The organism is Capnocytophaga sp. oral taxon 326 str. F0382 (assembly GCF_000318295.1).
GTDB lineage: Bacteria > Bacteroidota > Bacteroidia > Flavobacteriales > Flavobacteriaceae > Capnocytophaga > Capnocytophaga periodontitidis.
Map to the genome: position 1 here is coordinate 81,866 of NZ_KB291398.1, position 16,197 is coordinate 98,062.

The following is a 16,197-nucleotide window of genomic DNA, read 5'->3' on the forward strand; positions in this document are numbered from 1 at the left end:
AGAGGGTCACTGGTTCGAATCCAGTAGGACCCACCAAATTTAAGATTTTATTGTTGTTACTATAATCTAAAAAAAAGGATTCTTAGCTCAGCTGGTTCAGAGCATCTGCCTTACAAGCAGAGGGTCACTGGTTCGAATCCAGTAGGACCCACTTAGGTTTAAAATTTTTATCATTGTTATTTTGGGGTTCTTAGCTCAGCTGGTTCAGAGCATCTGCCTTACAAGCAGAGGGTCACTGGTTCGAATCCAGTAGAGTCCACTAAAAGCTACTCAATACCCTGAGTAGCTTTTTTTATTAGCAATATATTAAATACAGAATTGATTATCAAATATTTACTTTTTTAATAATTGTTAATTAATCATTAATAATTGTATATTGATAATTATTTCTTACTTTTGCGATATTTTTAAACAGAAAACGAAAAAATAATATGTTAGGATTACAAACTTCTGTAGATGTTGCTACAACTGCAACCAACACTCTTCCAGCTCAAGAAAAAACACTTTCTATAATGGATATGATTGTAGATGGTGGCACTGCTAATATTGTGATTATTGGCATTCTATTCGTAATGCTCGCTGTAGCACTTTTCCTCTATTTTGAACGCCTATTTGCTATCAAGGCAGCTTCTAAAGTGGATAAAACTTTTATGTATAAAATACGTGATTGTATCTCTGCTGGACGTTTGGATGCAGCCAAAATGCTTTGTGTACAATCGAATACTCCTGTAGCACGCCTTATTGAAAAAGGGGTTTCTCGTATAGGTAAACCTCTTGAAGATATTAATAAAGCTATTGAAAATGCAGGCACTTTAGAGGTCTACAATCTTGAAAAGAATACGGCTATTCTCGCTACTATTGCAGGAGCAGGACCTATGATTGGATTCTTGGGCACTGTTGTTGGTATGATTATGTCATTCCACGAAATGGCATCTGCTGGTGGTCAAGCCGAAATGGGCGCTTTAGCAGGAGGTATTTATACCGCAATGGCTACTACTGTAGCTGGTCTTATCGTAGGGATTATCGCTTATGTAGGTTACAATCACTTAGTGGTAAAAACTGATAAAGTGGTACACCTAATGGAAGCTAATGCCGTCGAATTCTTAGACTTGTTGAACGAACCTCTATAGGTTTCAAAAAACTACTGTACAATTATGAAATTAAAAGGTAGAAATAAAGTAAGTCCTGAGTTCAGTATGTCGTCTATGACGGATATTGTGTTCTTGCTGTTAGTATTCTTTATGATTACTGCTAATAGCCCTAATGCGCTCGATTTGCTATTGCCTAAAGCTAAAGGAAAAAGCACCAACACACAAAATGTTTCAGTGAGCATTGATAAAGATTTGAATTTTTTTATCGACAAAAAACCTATATCTGTAGATAATCTCGATGCAGAACTCAAATCAGCACTAAAAGGAGTAGAAAATCCTACTATTATTTTACGCGTAGAAGAAAGTGTACCTATTGAAAATGCGGTAACTGTGATGGATGTAGCAAACCAAAATCAATTTAAGGTAATTTTGGCTGTACGTCCTAAATAGCAAAGTATATGAACTTATTCAATACAGAACATAAACGTAAAGCTTTAGCACTCACTACAGTTGTGATGTGTTTGGTGATCTTTATCCTATTTTTCGCAGGAATGAAGTACCTAGATCCTCCACCCGAAAATGGAGTAGAGGTCATCTATGGGGTAGATATAACTGGAATGGGAGAACGTACTCCTCCCCCAAGTGCTGCCAAACAAGAAGAAACCCAAACACCACAAACACAACCAGAACAGAGTACTTCACAAGAAGTAAAGGAAAACCTTTTGGCTCAAGATAACAACGAAGAAGTTTCTGTACCCGAAGTCCCTAAAAAACAAGAAAAGAAAAAAGAAACACCTAAAAAAGAGCCTACTAAAGAAACCCCTAAACCCGCTCCTAAGCCTTCACGTGAGACTTCTGATGCACTTTCTAACATTTTAGGCGCTGCCAATGCAGGTGGTAGTGGTACCTCAGGACAAGGAGATGGCAACCAACCTGGTTATCAGGGGCAAATAGATGGTAGTCAATATGCTAATTCTTACTATGGTTCTGGTGGTGGCAACGGTTCTGGTAAAGGATGGGGACTCAAAGGGCGCTCCATTGCTTCACAAGGTAAAGTACCTCAAAATTGTAATGAAGAAGGACGCGTAGTAGTACAAATAGAAGTAGATCGTAGCGGTAGAGTTGTAAAAGCTACTGCAGGTGTAAAAGGAACTACTAATTCTGCCCCTTGTTTATTAGATGCCGCTCGAAAAACAGCAGCTATGCACCGTTGGAATGCCGATGATAATGCCCCTGCACGTCAAATTGGCTTTATTGTTATAAACTTTAAACTTGGAGAATAAAAAATCAATTATAAATTATAAATAACAAGATGAGATAATGGTTATACTATAACTGATTATCTCATTTTTGATTGTACAACAACTAAAAATTATCTTTAACATTGAATTATCAAGAAACACTTTCGTGGATGTTCAACCGCTTACCAATGTTTCAAACACAAGGTAAAACCGCTTTGAACAACAAATTAGATAATATCCTCGCCTTTACTTCGGTGTTAGGAAACCCTCAAACAAAATTCAAAAGTTTGCATATCGCAGGCACTAACGGAAAAGGTTCTTCCAGCAGTATGCTCGCATCTATCCTACAAGAGGCAGGATATAAGGTAGGATTGTACACCTCTCCACACCTCAAAGACTTCCGCGAACGTATTAAAATTAATGGGAAGGAAATACCTGAAGACTATGTGGTAAGTTTTATAGCTAAAAACAAACCCTTTTTGGAAGAATACCACCTCTCATTCTTTGAAATGACAGTAGGAATGGCGTTCAGCTATTTCGAAAATGAAAAAGTAGATATCGCTGTGATAGAAGTAGGCTTAGGAGGGCGTTTTGACTCTACTAATATTATCACTCCCGAAGTTTCTCTTATTACCAATATCTCTAAAGACCATACTGATATTTTAGGAGATACTTTACCTAAAATAGCTTTTGAAAAAGCTGGTATTATCAAACGAAATGTGCCTGTAGTAATCAGTGAATATCAAGAGGAAACAGCTCCCGTCTTCACAGCAAAAGCTAAAGAAATGAATGCTCCTATTATTTTTGCCAATCACATAGAAACTTCTCTTACAACCGACCTTCAAGGTGCCTACCAAGAGAAAAACATCAAAGGAGTAATAGCCGTTACCGAATTGCTTATCCACCAGGGGTGGGATATTACTCCGGAGAATATTGCACAAGGACTTTTACACGTGGTGCACAATACAAATCTGAAAGGTCGTTGGCAAACCCTTGGCTCCTACCCTACTATCGTATGTGATACAGGACATAATGTGGGCGGACTTACTTATGTGATGGAACAACTCAAAAAGCAAACCTATACACATCTTCATATTGTAGTAGGTTTTGTAAAGGAAAAAGATGTAAATAGTGTTTTAGAGCTTTTCCCAGAAGAAGCTACCTATTATTTTTGCAGTCCTGCTATTGCAAGAGGACTTAATGTAGATACATTAAAGGAAATTGCCACTGCAAAAGGACTCCAAGGGAAGAGATATTCTTCAGTAGTAGAAGCCTTAAATGCCGCTAAGGCACAAGCACTTCCCACTGACTTTATCTTTGTTGGAGGAAGCACGTTTGTAGTTGCGGAAGTGTTGTAAAATAACAAAAAGCGGATACTGAAAAACAAATGAAGGTTGTTTTTAAAAACCTAATATCATTTTGGCAATAAAAAAGTAAATCAAGATACCTAAAACATCGTTGCTGGTAGTGATGAACGGACCCGTAGCAACCGCTGGGTCAATACCGCGCTTGTGGAGAAGTATCGGGATAAAAGTACCTATCACAGCAGCATTTACAATCACTGTAATGAGTGCTATGGCTACTGTAATACTTACCAAATACTCAGCTTGAAAAGCAAAATGGCTTACTAATATCACTATTCCTGCAATAGTTCCTCCGTTGATGAGTCCTAATAGAAATTCTTTGAACAACCGCTTGATAAGTTCGCCGTCGATAGAATTATTTGCCAACCCTTGTACTATTATCGCCGATGATTGTACTCCCACATTTCCCGCAGTAGCTTGAATAAGCGGAATAAAAATCAATAATATAGGGTAAATCATCATCGTATCCTGAAAACCATTGATAATACTCGCTGCTCCTAATCCTCCAAACATTCCAATAAGTAACCAAGGTAAACGTGCTTTAGTGAGTTTCCATATATTATCATCTGCCTCTACATCATTGGTGATACCCGCTGCTAATTGATAATCTTTTTCAGCTTCTTCTTTAATCACATCCACTATGTCATCAATAGTGATGCGTCCTACAAGGCGTTTCATCTCATCAACTACGGGAATTGCCTCTAAGTCATACTTACTCATTATGTGAGCTACTTCTTCAGCAGTATCAGTAACATATACGTAGTCTACTTTGGGAATATAAATGTCTTTTACTTCTGATCGTGTGGAAGTAGTAAGCAAATCTTTAAGTGAAAGTCGTCCTTTAAGCACATCATTATCATCTACTACATAAATAGAATGTACACGAGTAACGTGAGCCGCTTGTTCACGCATTTCTTTTACGCATTTTAACACATTCCAATTCTCATTTACCTTTACAAGTTCTTTAGCCATTAGTCCCCCCGCAGTATCTTCGTCATAACGAAGTAATTCTACGATGTCTTTGGCGTGTTCTACGTCTGTGATATGCGAAATAACTTCTGTTTTTCTATCTTCGGGTAGTTCAGAGATGATATCTACCGCATCATCGGTGTCTAACTCGATGATTTCATCGGCAATTTCTTTTGCAGAAAGGTTTTTTAAGATATTTTCACGGTAATCATCGTCTAATTCGGTGAGTACATCCGACGTTTTTTGAGCATCAATGAGACGAATAATATATACTCCCTCTTCAATATCTAATTCGTGAATGATTTCGGCTATATCGGCATAGTGTAAATCATTTAAGAGGGTTGTAAGTTCTTTATTTTGTTTTTGCTCAATCAGTTGCTGAATCTTTTCAATGAGCTCATCTGTTATTTTAAAAGTTGTCATATTATCTCCTAAATTCTATTTTTGCAAAATTATAAAATAATTGTGAATACCGAATAAAGAATCTCAAAATATTTTATATTTTTAAGTACTTAATTTGCCTTTTAAGTATTGAAAAAGTAGTTAAAATAGTTATTCAATACGTTCATTTTAGGATAATAAGTTCAGATTATCAAATAAATAAGTTCCATAGATAAAAAATTTCTATTTATTTATTTGGTGGTTTCAACAAAAAGTGATACTTTTGCGCACTGAAAAATAAAAATCGGGATGTGGCGCAGTTGGTAGCGTACACGTATGGGGTGCGTGTGGTCGCTGGTTCGAGTCCAGTCATCCCGACTTTTTTCTTTTTATACAATAGCTATTTTTATAAAGAAATGAACAAAGTTTATCTTCTTTTTTTATTTTCCCTATTCACCTTCATTTCTCAGGCACAAGCTCTTAAAAACAATTTTGTTATAGGAGCACAACTTCCTTTTTTATATAATAACGACCGAGAAAAACCTGATAGCAACTCCTCTTCATCAGTTTCTTTATCTTTTCGCCCACGTGTAAATGTATATATCCAAGCTGATAGATATGATGCTGAAAAGTACGGACGATTGTCTAAATTTAGTACTCGTATAGATTATACTTTCCTGCAAACTCAACAAAATGATGATTACGACCGTTATAATCATATTCATCAAGTATCTTTTCTGTATATTCTAGGAGGAATGCACAAAACTAATGGTCTACAAGTAGGTATAGGGCCTAATATTAACTTTGGAGATGCACAGGGAGTGAATGCTCGCTTGTTTTTAGGTGGTTATGGCGAGTGGAAAAGATTTATAGGTAGTGTAGATATCAACTTTTATATTCCTAATGCTAAAAGAAAAGAAGGTATCCCAAGTGATAATTATAAATATGGACACATAGCCATAGGAGTAGGATACCGTTTATAAACTAACAATAATTTTGTAGAAAATATATGAAACTTTCAAACTTTAATTTTGATCTTCCTAAAGAGTTATTAGCTGAATATCCCAGCGAAAACCGCGATGAAGCTCGCCTAATGGTGGTACATCGCAAAACAGGAGAAATTGAACACAAATTGTTCAAAGATGTAATTGATTATTTTGACGATGGTGACGTGTTTGTGCTCAACAACACCAAAGTATTCCCAGCTCGTTTATATGGTAATAAAGAAAAAACTAAAGCAAAAATAGAAGTATTTTTATTGCGTGAATTGAGCGCCGAACAACGTTTATGGGATGTACTCGTCGATCCTGCTCGCAAAATACGTATAGGCAACAAACTCTACTTTGGCAAAAATGCTGAATTAGTAGCCGAGGTAATTGACAATACCACATCTCGCGGTCGTACACTTCGTTTCTTGTATGATGGTACTTATGAAGAGTTCCGTCAGCATCTCACTGAACTTGGACAAACTCCACTACCTAAATACATCTCTCGTCCCGTAGAACCTGAAGACGAGGAGCGTTATCAAACTATTTATGCTAAATACGAAGGTGCCGTTGCTGCCCCTACTGCTGGTTTGCACTTCTCTAAACACTTGATGAAACGTTTGGAAATAAAAGGTATTACCTTCGCCGAAGTAACATTACACGTTGGCTTAGGAACTTTCAACCCTGTGGAGGTAGAAGATCTTTCTAAACACAAAATGGATAGCGAAGAGATTCACATTCCTGAAAGTCAAACAAAAATCATCAACACCGCTAAGGAAAATAAAAAACGCGTTTGTGCTGTAGGAACTACTGTAATGCGTGTTTTAGAGAGTTCAGTATCTTCTGATGGCTTTGTAAATCCGTTTGATGGATGGACAAATAAATTTATTTTTCCTCCTTACGATTTTAGTGTTGCCAATGCAATGATCACTAACTTCCACACTCCTAAATCAACTTTACTGATGATGGTATCGGCTTTTGCTGGTCACGATCTCATTATGCGCGCCTATAAAGAAGCTGTAGAACAAAAATACAAGTTTTATTCTTATGGCGATGCAATGCTAATCTTGTAAAAATCAATAACTAAAAATAATCATTAATGAAATTTTTTTATCACTATGGCGTTAGGAATGAGCACCCTAATAATTTTTGCGCAAGAAGCTGCTTAGCGAGGATTTCCTCACCTTTGAACATACCGACGGACTCAACTATGTAGTAGTGGAAGGGGCTCGTATCGATGACATTTCTCGCTTGTTTGGTATCCGTAACACTGATATATTACAAGTGAATTTAACCGAAGGCCTTGGTTTTGGAGCTTTATATCCGAAATCTAACACCGAACTTCTTAATAAAGAACGTTACAACGAATTTCACATTGCAGGGGTAGGAGTAAATGCTAAAGCTGGATTACACCTCACTTTCTTGAAGTATTTTCGTATAGTTGGTGAACTTAAAGGCGGTTATATCAATATGTACGACGTACGCACTACTTACGATATAGCTGATAAAGCTAAACACGATTTCTTCTTCTTTGAAACTGTATTAGGTATTGGCGGCGTCTTTAGATTCTAAAATTTTACATAACATAGATAATAAAAACTGGCGTAGTTTTGAACTATACCAGTTTTTTTATTATTTTTGCACCAATTTTACTAATCACTATATTAGCTAATTACATTATGGCAGACGATAAAAAGATTATTTTTTCGATGAATAAGGTAAGTAAAACCTATTCATCTACTAATAAACAAGTTCTAAAAGACATTTACTTGAGTTTCTTTTATGGAGCTAAAATAGGTATTTTAGGTCTCAATGGCTCTGGTAAGTCTTCTTTACTAAAAATTATAGCAGGAATTGATAAAAACTATCAGGGCGAAGTGGTTTTTGCTCCTAATTACACTGTAGGGTATTTGGAACAAGAACCACACCTTGATGATGAGAAAACCGTGATAGAAGTAGTACGCGAAGGCGTAGCCGAAACCGTTAAACTACTCGATGAGTTTAACCATATCAACGACCTTTTCGGCTTGGAAGAAAATTATTCTGACCCCGATAAGATGCAAAAGCTGATGGATAAGCAAGCTGAGTTACAAGATAAAATAGATGCCTTGAACGCTTGGGAACTCGATAACCAGCTGGAAGTAGCTATGGAAGCCCTCCGCACCCCTGAGCCCGATACACCTATCAAAGTGCTTTCGGGAGGAGAACGCCGTAGGGTAGCACTCTGTCGTCTGCTCTTGCAACAACCCGATGTACTCCTTTTAGACGAACCTACGAACCACCTCGATGCCGAATCGGTATTGTGGTTAGAACAACACTTGCAACAGTACGCCGGTACCGTGATAGCCGTAACCCACGACCGTTATTTCTTGGATAATGTAGCAGGCTGGATATTGGAGCTTGACCGTGGAGAAGGAATTCCGTGGAAAGGTAACTACTCGTCTTGGCTTGACCAGAAAGCCAAACGACTCGCCCAAGAACAGAAAACCGAAAGCAAACGCCAAAAGGTGTTGGAGCGCGAGCTTGAATGGGTACGACAAGGCGCTAAAGGGCGACAAGCCAAACAAAAGGCACGTTTGCAAAACTACGACCGATTGCTCAATGAAGACCAAAAACAATTAGAAGAAAAACTTGAAATATACATCCCTAACGGGCCTCGTTTAGGAACCAACGTGATAGAAGCACGCCACGTAGCCAAAGCCTTTGGTGATAAATTATTATATGACGACCTTAATTTTGTATTGCCACAAGCAGGTATTGTAGGCGTAATAGGACCTAATGGAGCAGGTAAATCTACTATTTTCCGTATGATTATGGGGGAAGAAAAACCCGATAGCGGTGAGTTTTTGGTAGGAGAAACCGTAAAAATAGCTTACGTAGACCAAACTCATAAACAGATAGACCCCGAAAAATCTATTTGGGAGAACTTCTCTGGCGGGCAAGACCTGATAATGATGGGTGGCAGACAGGTGAACTCTCGCGCTTACCTAAGTCGTTTTAACTTTGGCGGTAGTGAGCAAAACAAGAAAGTAGCGACCCTCTCAGGAGGTGAACGCAATCGCTTGCACCTTGCAATGACATTAAAAGAAGAAGGCAACGTATTGCTATTGGACGAGCCTACCAACGATTTAGATGTAAATACACTCCGTGCTTTAGAAGAAGGTTTAGAAAACTTTGCAGGTTGTGCGGTAGTGATCTCACACGACCGTTGGTTCTTAGACCGTATCTGCACTCATATTTTAGCTTTTGAAGGTGACTCACAAGTCTATTTCTTTGAAGGTAGCTTCTCAGAATATGAAGAGAACAAGAAAAAACGCCTTGGCAAAGAGGTAACGCCTACAAGGATTAAATACAAGAAATTGGTACGATGAAAGAAAATGATAACAATATTATCATCGGAGTAATAGCCATCGTAATGGTTCTTTTAGTCTTAATATTCTTCCTTTAAAATGCCAAAAAAGAAATACTATGTAGTGTGGGAAGGACACAAAACGGGTATCTTTAGCTCGTGGGATAAGTGCAAAAAAGCCGTTGAAGGCTATCCGTATGCTAAATTTAAGAGTTTTGAGAGTCAGGTAATGGCTGAAAAAGCCTTCAATGAGAGCTTTGAGCAATACAAAGGTAAGAAAGTAGCCTCCTCTCCTACCCTATCCCCCTTAGAATTAGAGCGTATTGGCTCCCCCATATTGCCCTCTATAGCTGTTGATGCTGCTTGCAGTGGTAACCCTGGATTTATGGAATACCGAGGGGTAGATACCGAAACTCAAGTCGAAATATTTAGAATTGCACCTATAAAAGACGGCACGAACAACATAGGGGAGTTTTTGGCTATCGTACACGCTTTAGCCTTTATGAAACAACGCAACCTCAGCTTACCGGTCTACTCTGATAGCAAAATAGCAATGAGCTGGGTGCGCCAAAAGGTGTGCAAAACTAAAGTGCCGCGCACTTCTCATAACGAAAAAATATTTGAACTAATAGCCCGTGCTGAACAATGGCTACACAACAATACTTATCCTAATCCTATTTTGAAATGGGAAACCCAAGTGTGGGGCGAAAATCCTGCCGATTTTGGACGTAAAGACAAATAAAATGACAGACCTTACCCTGAAAATACAACCTACTGCTACCCCCAACATCATCAAACTCGAAGCTAACAGACCTTGGTAAAAGGGAGTTATGAGTTTAAAAACGTAGATGAAGCTAAAAACGCTCCTTTAGCTAAGGAGCTATTTTATTTGCCCTTTGTAAAAACTGTTTATATTTCGAGTAATTTCATAGCTTTGAAACGCTTTCCCATTGTTGAATGGAAAGAAGTTCAGGAAGAGGTTGCTCAGCAAGTATTAGTGTATTTGCAATCGGGTAAAGATATATTATTAGGCGAAGCTGGAAAACCTATGGGGGAAGCTATTACTGTATATACTGAAACAACCCCCAACCCCACCGTGATGAAGTTCGTCGCCAACAAGCGTTTGGTACCTACTGTAATAGAGTATAAATCAATAGAAGAAGCCGCAGAGGCACCTATGGCAGCAACTCTCTTAACGCGTTTTCCATTTATTGAAGAAGTTTTTTTTGATGATAATTATATATCACTCACTAAAAAAGGTATGGAAGAATGGGAAATGATAGCTGCCGACTTGCGCGATTATATCCGTAAATACCTAAGTGAAGGTCGCCCTATCATCAACCCTGCCGAGATAAAAAGGCGACAAGAAGAAGCTCAAGCGCGCTTGCTTTCTATGGTTACTACCGATGAAATATCGCAACAAATCGTAGCTGTCATAGAACAATATGTAAAACCCGCTGTGGCATCCGATGGAGGTAACATACAATTTATTTCTTACAATCGCGACACCCATCACGTAGAAGTACTCTTACAAGGGGCTTGCAGTGGCTGTCCGTCATCTACTCAAACCTTAAAAAAAGGCATTGAAGTTATTTTGAAAGACAAGTTAAACAATCCTCTTATCAACGTTGAAGCACTACTTTAATATTTTATAAATTACTGTGAAATCATTCCTACAACAATTTACTGAAAACAGCACCTATCAATCCCTATTAAAACACCTACAAACAAAAGAAAATGCAGAGGTTACGGGATTGGCAGGGGCTTCTTTGTCAATAGTAATAGCTAACTTGTTCAATACAGTCCATAGACCTCTATTAGTACTGCTCCCCGATAAAGAAGAAAGTGCCTACATACTCAATGATTTAGAAACCTTAGTAGGAGAACAGCAGGTACTTTTCTTTCCCGATAGCTATCGTCGCCCCTATCAAATTGAAGACACCGATAATGCCAATGTGTTATTGCGTGCAGAAGTCCTCAACCAATTGAGTCATAGTACAAAACCATTGCTCATAGTCTCCTACCCCGAAGCTCTTTTTGAGAAGGTCATCACACGAAAACAATTAGAAAAAAATACGCTAAAAATCCAAAAAGGAGACTCACTCACTATTGATTTCCTCAATGAGGTGCTTTTCAGCTACCATTTCAACCGCACTGATTTTGTTACCGAACCTGGTGAGTTCTCGGTACGTGGTGGGATTGTAGATGTATTCTCTTTTTCAAATAATGAACCTTATCGCATTGAATTCTTTGGAAACGAAGTTGATAGCATTCGTACATTCGATGTAGAAAGTCAGCTATCTACTGCTCAACTATCTAAAATTACAATTATCCCTAATGTAGAAAACAAAGAAAGTGATGAGATACGACAGTCATTCTTGGAGTATATCAGTGAGCAGACGCTATTCATTGGTAAGGATATGGGATTTTTTGATGCTAAGATTGAGAAACTCTTTGCTAAAGCTACCGATATTTATCAAAAGCTCCCCAACGAAGTAAAACGCCCCCCTCCAGAGGAACTCTATTGTCAAGCAACAGATTTATTAAAACAAATCCAGAGATTCCAACAAGTAAACATCAATGCTACAACTCCCGCTTCTAAAAACAAAAAGGAGTTCTCTTTTCATACCACCCCACAACCTTCTTTTAACAAACAGTTTGAACTCCTTATTAGTTACTTCAACAACAAACACGAAGAAGGATTTCAAAACTATATCCTCTGTGGAAGTGAACAACAAGCCAAGCGATTTCAAGATATTTTTGAGGAAATGGAGCAAAAAGTACCTTACCAAACGGTACAATTATCGCTACACGCTGGCTTTGTAGATACTGAATTGAAATGCAATGTATTCACCGATCATCAAATCTTTGAGCGCTATTATAAATTTCAGCTAAAGAATGGTTATGCCAAAAAACAAGCCATTACACTTAAAGAACTGATGCAATTAGAGGTAGGCGATTATGTTACACATATAGACCACGGTATTGGTAAGTTCGCTGGCTTACAAAAGATTGAAGTAGAAGGCAAACAACAAGAGGCTATCAAACTGATTTATGGAGACCGCGATGTGTTATTCGTTAGCATTCACGCGCTACATAAGATTACTAAATATAACGGAAAAGACGGCAAACCTCCTAAGATTTATAAATTAGGTTCAGGAGCGTGGAAAGCCCTCAAACAGAAAACCAAGGCTCGTGTAAAAGAAATCGCTTTCAACCTCATTCAGTTATATGCCAAACGAAAAGAAGCCCAAGGATTTGCCTTTGCTCACGATAGTTATATGCAAAACGAGCTGGAAGCCTCATTCTTGTATGAGGATACTCCCGACCAAAGTAAGGCTACTGCCGAAGTAAAAGCTGATATGGAAAGCTCTAAACCTATGGATAGGTTGGTGTGTGGTGATGTAGGCTTCGGGAAAACTGAAGTAGCCATTCGCGCTGCTTTCAAAGCTGTCGATAATGGCAAGCAAGTAGCCGTACTTGTGCCTACTACTGTGCTCGCTTTCCAACACTTTCAAACATTTAGCCAGCGTATGAAAGACTTTCCTGTGCGCATCGATTATCTCAACCGATTCCGCACAGCCAAGGAAAAGAAAATCATCTTAGAAGAACTGGCTAAAGGTCAGTTAGATATTATCATTGGTACGCATCAAATAGTAGGCGAAAAGGTTACTTATAAAGATTTAGGATTACTGATTGTTGATGAAGAGCAAAAGTTTGGCGTAGGTGTGAAAGATAAACTCAAAACCCTCAAAGAAAACCTCGATGTACTTACGCTCACCGCTACGCCTATCCCACGCACACTACAATTCAGTTTGATGGCTGCCCGCGACCTTTCGGTTATCAACACCCCTCCTCCTAACCGCTACCCTATTGATTCGCAAGTAGTACCTTTCAATGAAGAGGTAATACGCGATGGTATTCGTTATGAAATTCAGCGTGGCGGACAAGTATTCTTTATGCACAATAGGGTTGAAAATATTCAAGAGGTGGCTGGAATGATTCAGCGATTGCTCCCTGATGCTCGTATCGCCATTGGTCACGGACAAATGGACGGAAAGAAATTAGAAGAGACTATGCTCGCCTTTATGGAAGGTAGGTATGATGTATTGGTTGCTACCACTATTATTGAAAGTGGTTTAGATGTTCCTAATGCCAACACTATCTTCATCAACAATGCACATAATTTCGGCTTATCCGATTTACACCAAATGCGCGGTCGCGTAGGTAGAAGTAATAAAAAGGCTTTTTGCTACTTCATCACGCCTCCTCTGATAGCGATGAGCGACGATGCCCGCAAGCGTATTGAAGCGATAGCTCAGTTCTCCGATTTAGGAAGCGGACTTAATATCGCTATGAAAGATTTAGAGATTAGAGGGGCTGGCGACCTCTTGGGGGGAGAACAAAGTGGTTTTATCAATGAAATAGGCTTTGACACCTACCAAAAGATACTACAAGAAGCCATAACAGAACTCAAAGAAAATGAGTTCTCTGAACTGTACCACACCGCCGAAGAAGACAAAACTTACCTCACCGATACTCAAATAGATACTGACTTTGAACTGCTCTTCCCTGACACTTATGTCAATAGAGTAGCCGAACGACTCAATCTTTATAACGAACTGAGTAATCTGCCCAATGAGGAAGCCTTACAAGTCTATGAACGCAACCTTATCGACCGTTTTGGCAAGTTACCCCCTCAAGCCATCGACTTGCTCAATAGCGTACGTGTAAAATGGTTGGCTACTCGTATGGGAATTGAGAAACTCGTAATGAAAAACGGAAAGATGACAGGCTATTTCATTGCCGACCAAAATAGTCCGTTCTATCAAAGTGCGCGCTTCCAAAAACTACTTCTCTTTGTACAACGCTACCCCGATAAGTGTCGTATGCAAGAGAAAGAAACCCGCAACGGCTTGCGTTTATTGCTTATTTTCGAAAATATCAACAGCGTATACCAAGCTCTAAAAGTTATGCAAATGATAGAAGCGTAATATAACTATTGAACTTAACCTATGATTTCACATTAAAATAATTTTTCCAATAAACACTTTCTTTTGAGGCTTGTCCCCCTTCGGGGGAACAGGGACTATTATTGATTCACTGATAATCATTCGCTTTTTTGGTATATTATAGGAGCGATTTATCAATCGCCCTCTAAAAATAAGTTTATTATTTTTGTTTGTCTATAATATTAAACACTATGGAAACATTTAAAAATTGGGTAGGTAAAAACCCTATTACATTTGGTGGTATTGTAGCTCTTTTGCTCGCTGCTTTTGGTATTTGCCTCATCATAGGTGCTCTAAAAAACTGGGATTGGCTATACGAACCCGATAAACATTACCAAAATAATTGGACTATGGGGCAAATAAGCCGTTATTTAGGTCGTGATATGGCGCGTGTTATTGGTTTTATTACAGGTGTTTTCTTTATAATTATAGGAATTTACTCCTCCTATATAGCTTTTACCTATAAAGCATAAACAATATGAATGTAAAAAACGAATCTATTTTCCTTGATTTTACAACTTTATCTATTGACGAATTAGAAAGTTTAATGAAGCTAAGAATTTTCAATCAAAATATAGGGGGTATACTTATAGAAAATCAAGACGACTTTTTCTCCAAAATAGAAATATTAGAAAAAATGGTATCAGATTATTATTCTGATAAGAATTTAGATGAAATAAAGGCTATATTCTTTAAAACAATAGTTTCAGAACATTGCTTTTTGCCTATTATAGCTACAGACTTATACGAAGAGAAAATCCTAATACTTATTTCAAAACAAAGAATAAAAGACAGCATTAATATCTCTCTTGATAATTATGATAGAGTTCAAATACCTTTTTCTCTAAAAACAAGTGACCTATCTTATTTTTATAAATGGAAACCCACCTCTCTACCTCCTAACCATCCTACTTCCCTATTGTCTCAAACTTGTATATTTATAATGAAAAATAAAGTGAAATTATCACGAATATTATGAAAGAAGAATTATTTATATGGTTTTATTCAAACCCCAATACGTTACCTAAAGGAGTTCCTGCTACTGTAATGACAACTATTACAGAAGAATTTTACCCTAAAAACCCTACTAAAATCAAGCGTGGAGAATGGATTAAATACTCTCCTATGTATTTCTCTTTTCCTCCAGAAGAGAAATACAAATTGCCTGAGGAATTGATTTTAGTAGTAAAACGACAGAAAGAAGTGTTGTTTGATTTCTTAGGATATTATGAAGGGATAAGAGTTTTCTCTGATAGATTATTAAATCTTCTGATAGAGAATGGCTTAAATCCTCAATTTGAAAAAGCAACCTTGAATGTTGTAAATACTAAAGGGGACAATATTGCTAAACAGCCCTATTATTTATTGCGTTTCTGTAGGGCTGATAACGAATTGTTTGCCTTTAATGACAACTTAAAAATAGTTGCGAGAGATTGGGAGGACACTTTTCTTTATTCTGATTTACACCTAAAAGAGCCTACTGATAGGAATGTTTTTGTCTTAGGAAATGTATTACCTGATGATTATTTTTGCTATCAAAATGCCTTAGTTATAAAAAAGTCATTAAAAGAGGAAATAGAAAAGCTCTGCTATGCTCCTGAGATATATTCAGTAAGTGAGTTCCCAGAAGTGTATAATACTTGTTTAAAGTGGTGATAAACTATTATTAAAAGGATTTTCTAAACCTGATAGAGCTTGGTATAAATAGTATTTACTCTGAGAACTTCATAAGATACAACAGCTTACTAATTGGTGAAAGACAAAATAACTAAAGAGCCTGTCCGAAAAGTTTTAACAGGCTGAT

Annotated in this window: 13 protein-coding genes, 3 tRNA genes and 3 pseudogenes (1 of these 19 running past the window's edge); 18 read left to right on the forward strand and 1 reads right to left on the reverse strand. The window is 37.8% G+C overall.

All coding sequences use genetic code 11. The annotated features are described in order from the left end of the window. The 7 genes and pseudogenes from HMPREF9073_RS06390 to HMPREF9073_RS06420 all read left to right on the forward strand — a co-directional run. Positions 1 to 36 (forward strand): annotated as a pseudogene (locus tag HMPREF9073_RS06390); it begins 54 nt to the left of the window's first position. A 40-nt stretch (positions 37 to 76) separates the two neighbouring features. Next, a tRNA-Val gene (locus HMPREF9073_RS06395) sits at positions 77 to 151 on the forward strand. Positions 152 to 184: 33 nt separating this feature from the next. Then, positions 185 to 259: transfer RNA gene (locus HMPREF9073_RS06400), tRNA-Val, on the forward strand. A 172-nt stretch (positions 260 to 431) separates the two neighbouring features. Next, a complete protein-coding gene (locus tag HMPREF9073_RS06405) occupies positions 432 to 1,130 on the forward strand; it encodes a MotA/TolQ/ExbB proton channel family protein (protein ID WP_009413169.1) in 699 nt (232 codons plus the stop codon). Between the two features lie 24 nt (positions 1,131 to 1,154). After that, on the forward strand, positions 1,155 to 1,541 hold the full coding sequence (locus tag HMPREF9073_RS06410) for a biopolymer transporter ExbD (protein WP_002678130.1): 387 nt from the start codon (positions 1,155 to 1,157) through the stop codon (positions 1,539 to 1,541). An 8-nt stretch (positions 1,542 to 1,549) separates the two neighbouring features. Beyond that, entirely contained in the window at positions 1,550 to 2,374 is an 825-nt protein-coding gene (locus HMPREF9073_RS06415) for an energy transducer TonB (RefSeq protein ID WP_009413170.1), read from the forward strand. A 101-nt stretch (positions 2,375 to 2,475) separates the two neighbouring features. Next, the gene (locus HMPREF9073_RS06420; protein ID WP_034555533.1) at positions 2,476 to 3,690 is read left to right on the forward strand and encodes a folylpolyglutamate synthase/dihydrofolate synthase family protein; all 1,215 of its coding nucleotides are present in this window, start codon (positions 2,476 to 2,478) and stop codon (positions 3,688 to 3,690) included. 42 nt (positions 3,691 to 3,732) lie between these two features. Here HMPREF9073_RS06420 and mgtE read toward each other — a convergent pair whose 3' ends face one another. Then, positions 3,733 to 5,088 carry a magnesium transporter gene (gene mgtE / locus HMPREF9073_RS06425; protein ID WP_009413172.1) on the reverse strand — a complete coding sequence of 452 codons (1,356 nt, stop codon included), beginning with the start codon at positions 5,086 to 5,088 and terminating at the stop codon, positions 3,733 to 3,735. Positions 5,089 to 5,351: 263 nt separating this feature from the next. Between mgtE and HMPREF9073_RS06430 the strand changes: the two genes are divergently transcribed. The 11 genes and pseudogenes from HMPREF9073_RS06430 to HMPREF9073_RS06480 all read left to right on the forward strand — a co-directional run bounded on the left by HMPREF9073_RS06430 (position 5,352) and on the right by HMPREF9073_RS06480 (position 16,049). Next, positions 5,352 to 5,424 (forward strand) — tRNA-Pro (locus HMPREF9073_RS06430). A gap of 38 nt (positions 5,425 to 5,462) precedes the next feature. Next, positions 5,463 to 6,029, forward strand: coding sequence for a hypothetical protein (locus tag HMPREF9073_RS06435; protein ID WP_034555534.1), 567 nt, complete (start codon positions 5,463 to 5,465; stop codon positions 6,027 to 6,029). Positions 6,030 to 6,055: 26 nt separating this feature from the next. Beyond that, positions 6,056 to 7,105 carry a tRNA preQ1(34) S-adenosylmethionine ribosyltransferase-isomerase QueA gene (gene queA, locus HMPREF9073_RS06440; RefSeq protein WP_009413173.1) on the forward strand — a complete coding sequence of 350 codons (1,050 nt, stop codon included), beginning with the start codon at positions 6,056 to 6,058 and terminating at the stop codon, positions 7,103 to 7,105. 85 nt (positions 7,106 to 7,190) lie between these two features. Beyond that, positions 7,191 to 7,604, forward strand: a pseudogene (locus HMPREF9073_RS06445) (hypothetical protein); the annotation flags it as partial. A 107-nt stretch (positions 7,605 to 7,711) separates the two neighbouring features. Next, positions 7,712 to 9,403 carry an energy-dependent translational throttle protein EttA gene (gene ettA, locus HMPREF9073_RS06450; RefSeq protein WP_009413175.1) on the forward strand — a complete coding sequence of 564 codons (1,692 nt, stop codon included), beginning with the start codon at positions 7,712 to 7,714 and terminating at the stop codon, positions 9,401 to 9,403. 78 nt (positions 9,404 to 9,481) lie between these two features. Continuing rightward, positions 9,482 to 10,123 carry a viroplasmin family protein gene (locus tag HMPREF9073_RS06455; RefSeq protein ID WP_009413176.1) on the forward strand — a complete coding sequence of 214 codons (642 nt, stop codon included), beginning with the start codon at positions 9,482 to 9,484 and terminating at the stop codon, positions 10,121 to 10,123. Position 10,124: 1 nt separating this feature from the next. After that, a pseudogene (locus HMPREF9073_RS06460) lies at positions 10,125 to 11,026 on the forward strand (NifU family protein). A gap of 16 nt (positions 11,027 to 11,042) precedes the next feature. After that, positions 11,043 to 14,375, forward strand: coding sequence for a transcription-repair coupling factor (gene mfd / locus HMPREF9073_RS06465; protein ID WP_009413178.1), 3,333 nt, complete (start codon positions 11,043 to 11,045; stop codon positions 14,373 to 14,375). Between the two features lie 209 nt (positions 14,376 to 14,584). After that, positions 14,585 to 14,866: an Imm17 family immunity protein gene (locus HMPREF9073_RS06470; protein ID WP_009413179.1), complete on the forward strand. Its 282-nt coding sequence runs from the start codon at positions 14,585 to 14,587 to the stop codon at positions 14,864 to 14,866. Positions 14,867 to 14,871: 5 nt separating this feature from the next. Continuing rightward, a complete protein-coding gene (locus tag HMPREF9073_RS06475; protein ID WP_009413180.1) occupies positions 14,872 to 15,372 on the forward strand; it encodes a hypothetical protein in 501 nt (166 codons plus the stop codon). After that, positions 15,369 to 16,049 (forward strand): Imm43 family immunity protein, encoded by a 681-nt coding sequence (locus HMPREF9073_RS06480; RefSeq protein WP_009413181.1) that lies wholly within the window; start codon positions 15,369 to 15,371, stop codon positions 16,047 to 16,049. Before HMPREF9073_RS06475 ends, HMPREF9073_RS06480 begins: the two co-directional genes overlap by 4 nt. Positions 16,050 to 16,197 lie beyond the last annotated feature (148 nt).

Excerpts from the sequence above, each read along its gene's own strand:
- HMPREF9073_RS06405 (WP_009413169.1), top strand. The coding sequence starts at position 432 with ATGTTAGGATTACAAACTTCTGTAGATGTTGCTACAACTGCAACCAAC.
- HMPREF9073_RS06410 (WP_002678130.1), top strand. The coding sequence starts at position 1,155 with ATGAAATTAAAAGGTAGAAATAAAGTAAGTCCTGAGTTCAGTATGTCG.
- HMPREF9073_RS06415 (WP_009413170.1), top strand. The coding sequence starts at position 1,550 with ATGAACTTATTCAATACAGAACATAAACGTAAAGCTTTAGCACTCACT.
- mgtE (WP_009413172.1), bottom strand. The coding sequence starts at position 5,088 with ATGACAACTTTTAAAATAACAGATGAGCTCATTGAAAAGATTCAGCAA.
- HMPREF9073_RS06435 (WP_034555534.1), top strand. The coding sequence starts at position 5,463 with ATGAACAAAGTTTATCTTCTTTTTTTATTTTCCCTATTCACCTTCATT.
- queA (WP_009413173.1), top strand. The coding sequence starts at position 6,056 with ATGAAACTTTCAAACTTTAATTTTGATCTTCCTAAAGAGTTATTAGCT.
- ettA (WP_009413175.1), top strand. The coding sequence starts at position 7,712 with ATGGCAGACGATAAAAAGATTATTTTTTCGATGAATAAGGTAAGTAAA.
- HMPREF9073_RS06455 (WP_009413176.1), top strand. The coding sequence starts at position 9,482 with ATGCCAAAAAAGAAATACTATGTAGTGTGGGAAGGACACAAAACGGGT.
- HMPREF9073_RS06470 (WP_009413179.1), top strand. The coding sequence starts at position 14,585 with ATGGAAACATTTAAAAATTGGGTAGGTAAAAACCCTATTACATTTGGT.
- HMPREF9073_RS06475 (WP_009413180.1), top strand. The coding sequence starts at position 14,872 with ATGAATGTAAAAAACGAATCTATTTTCCTTGATTTTACAACTTTATCT.
- HMPREF9073_RS06480 (WP_009413181.1), top strand. The coding sequence starts at position 15,369 with ATGAAAGAAGAATTATTTATATGGTTTTATTCAAACCCCAATACGTTA.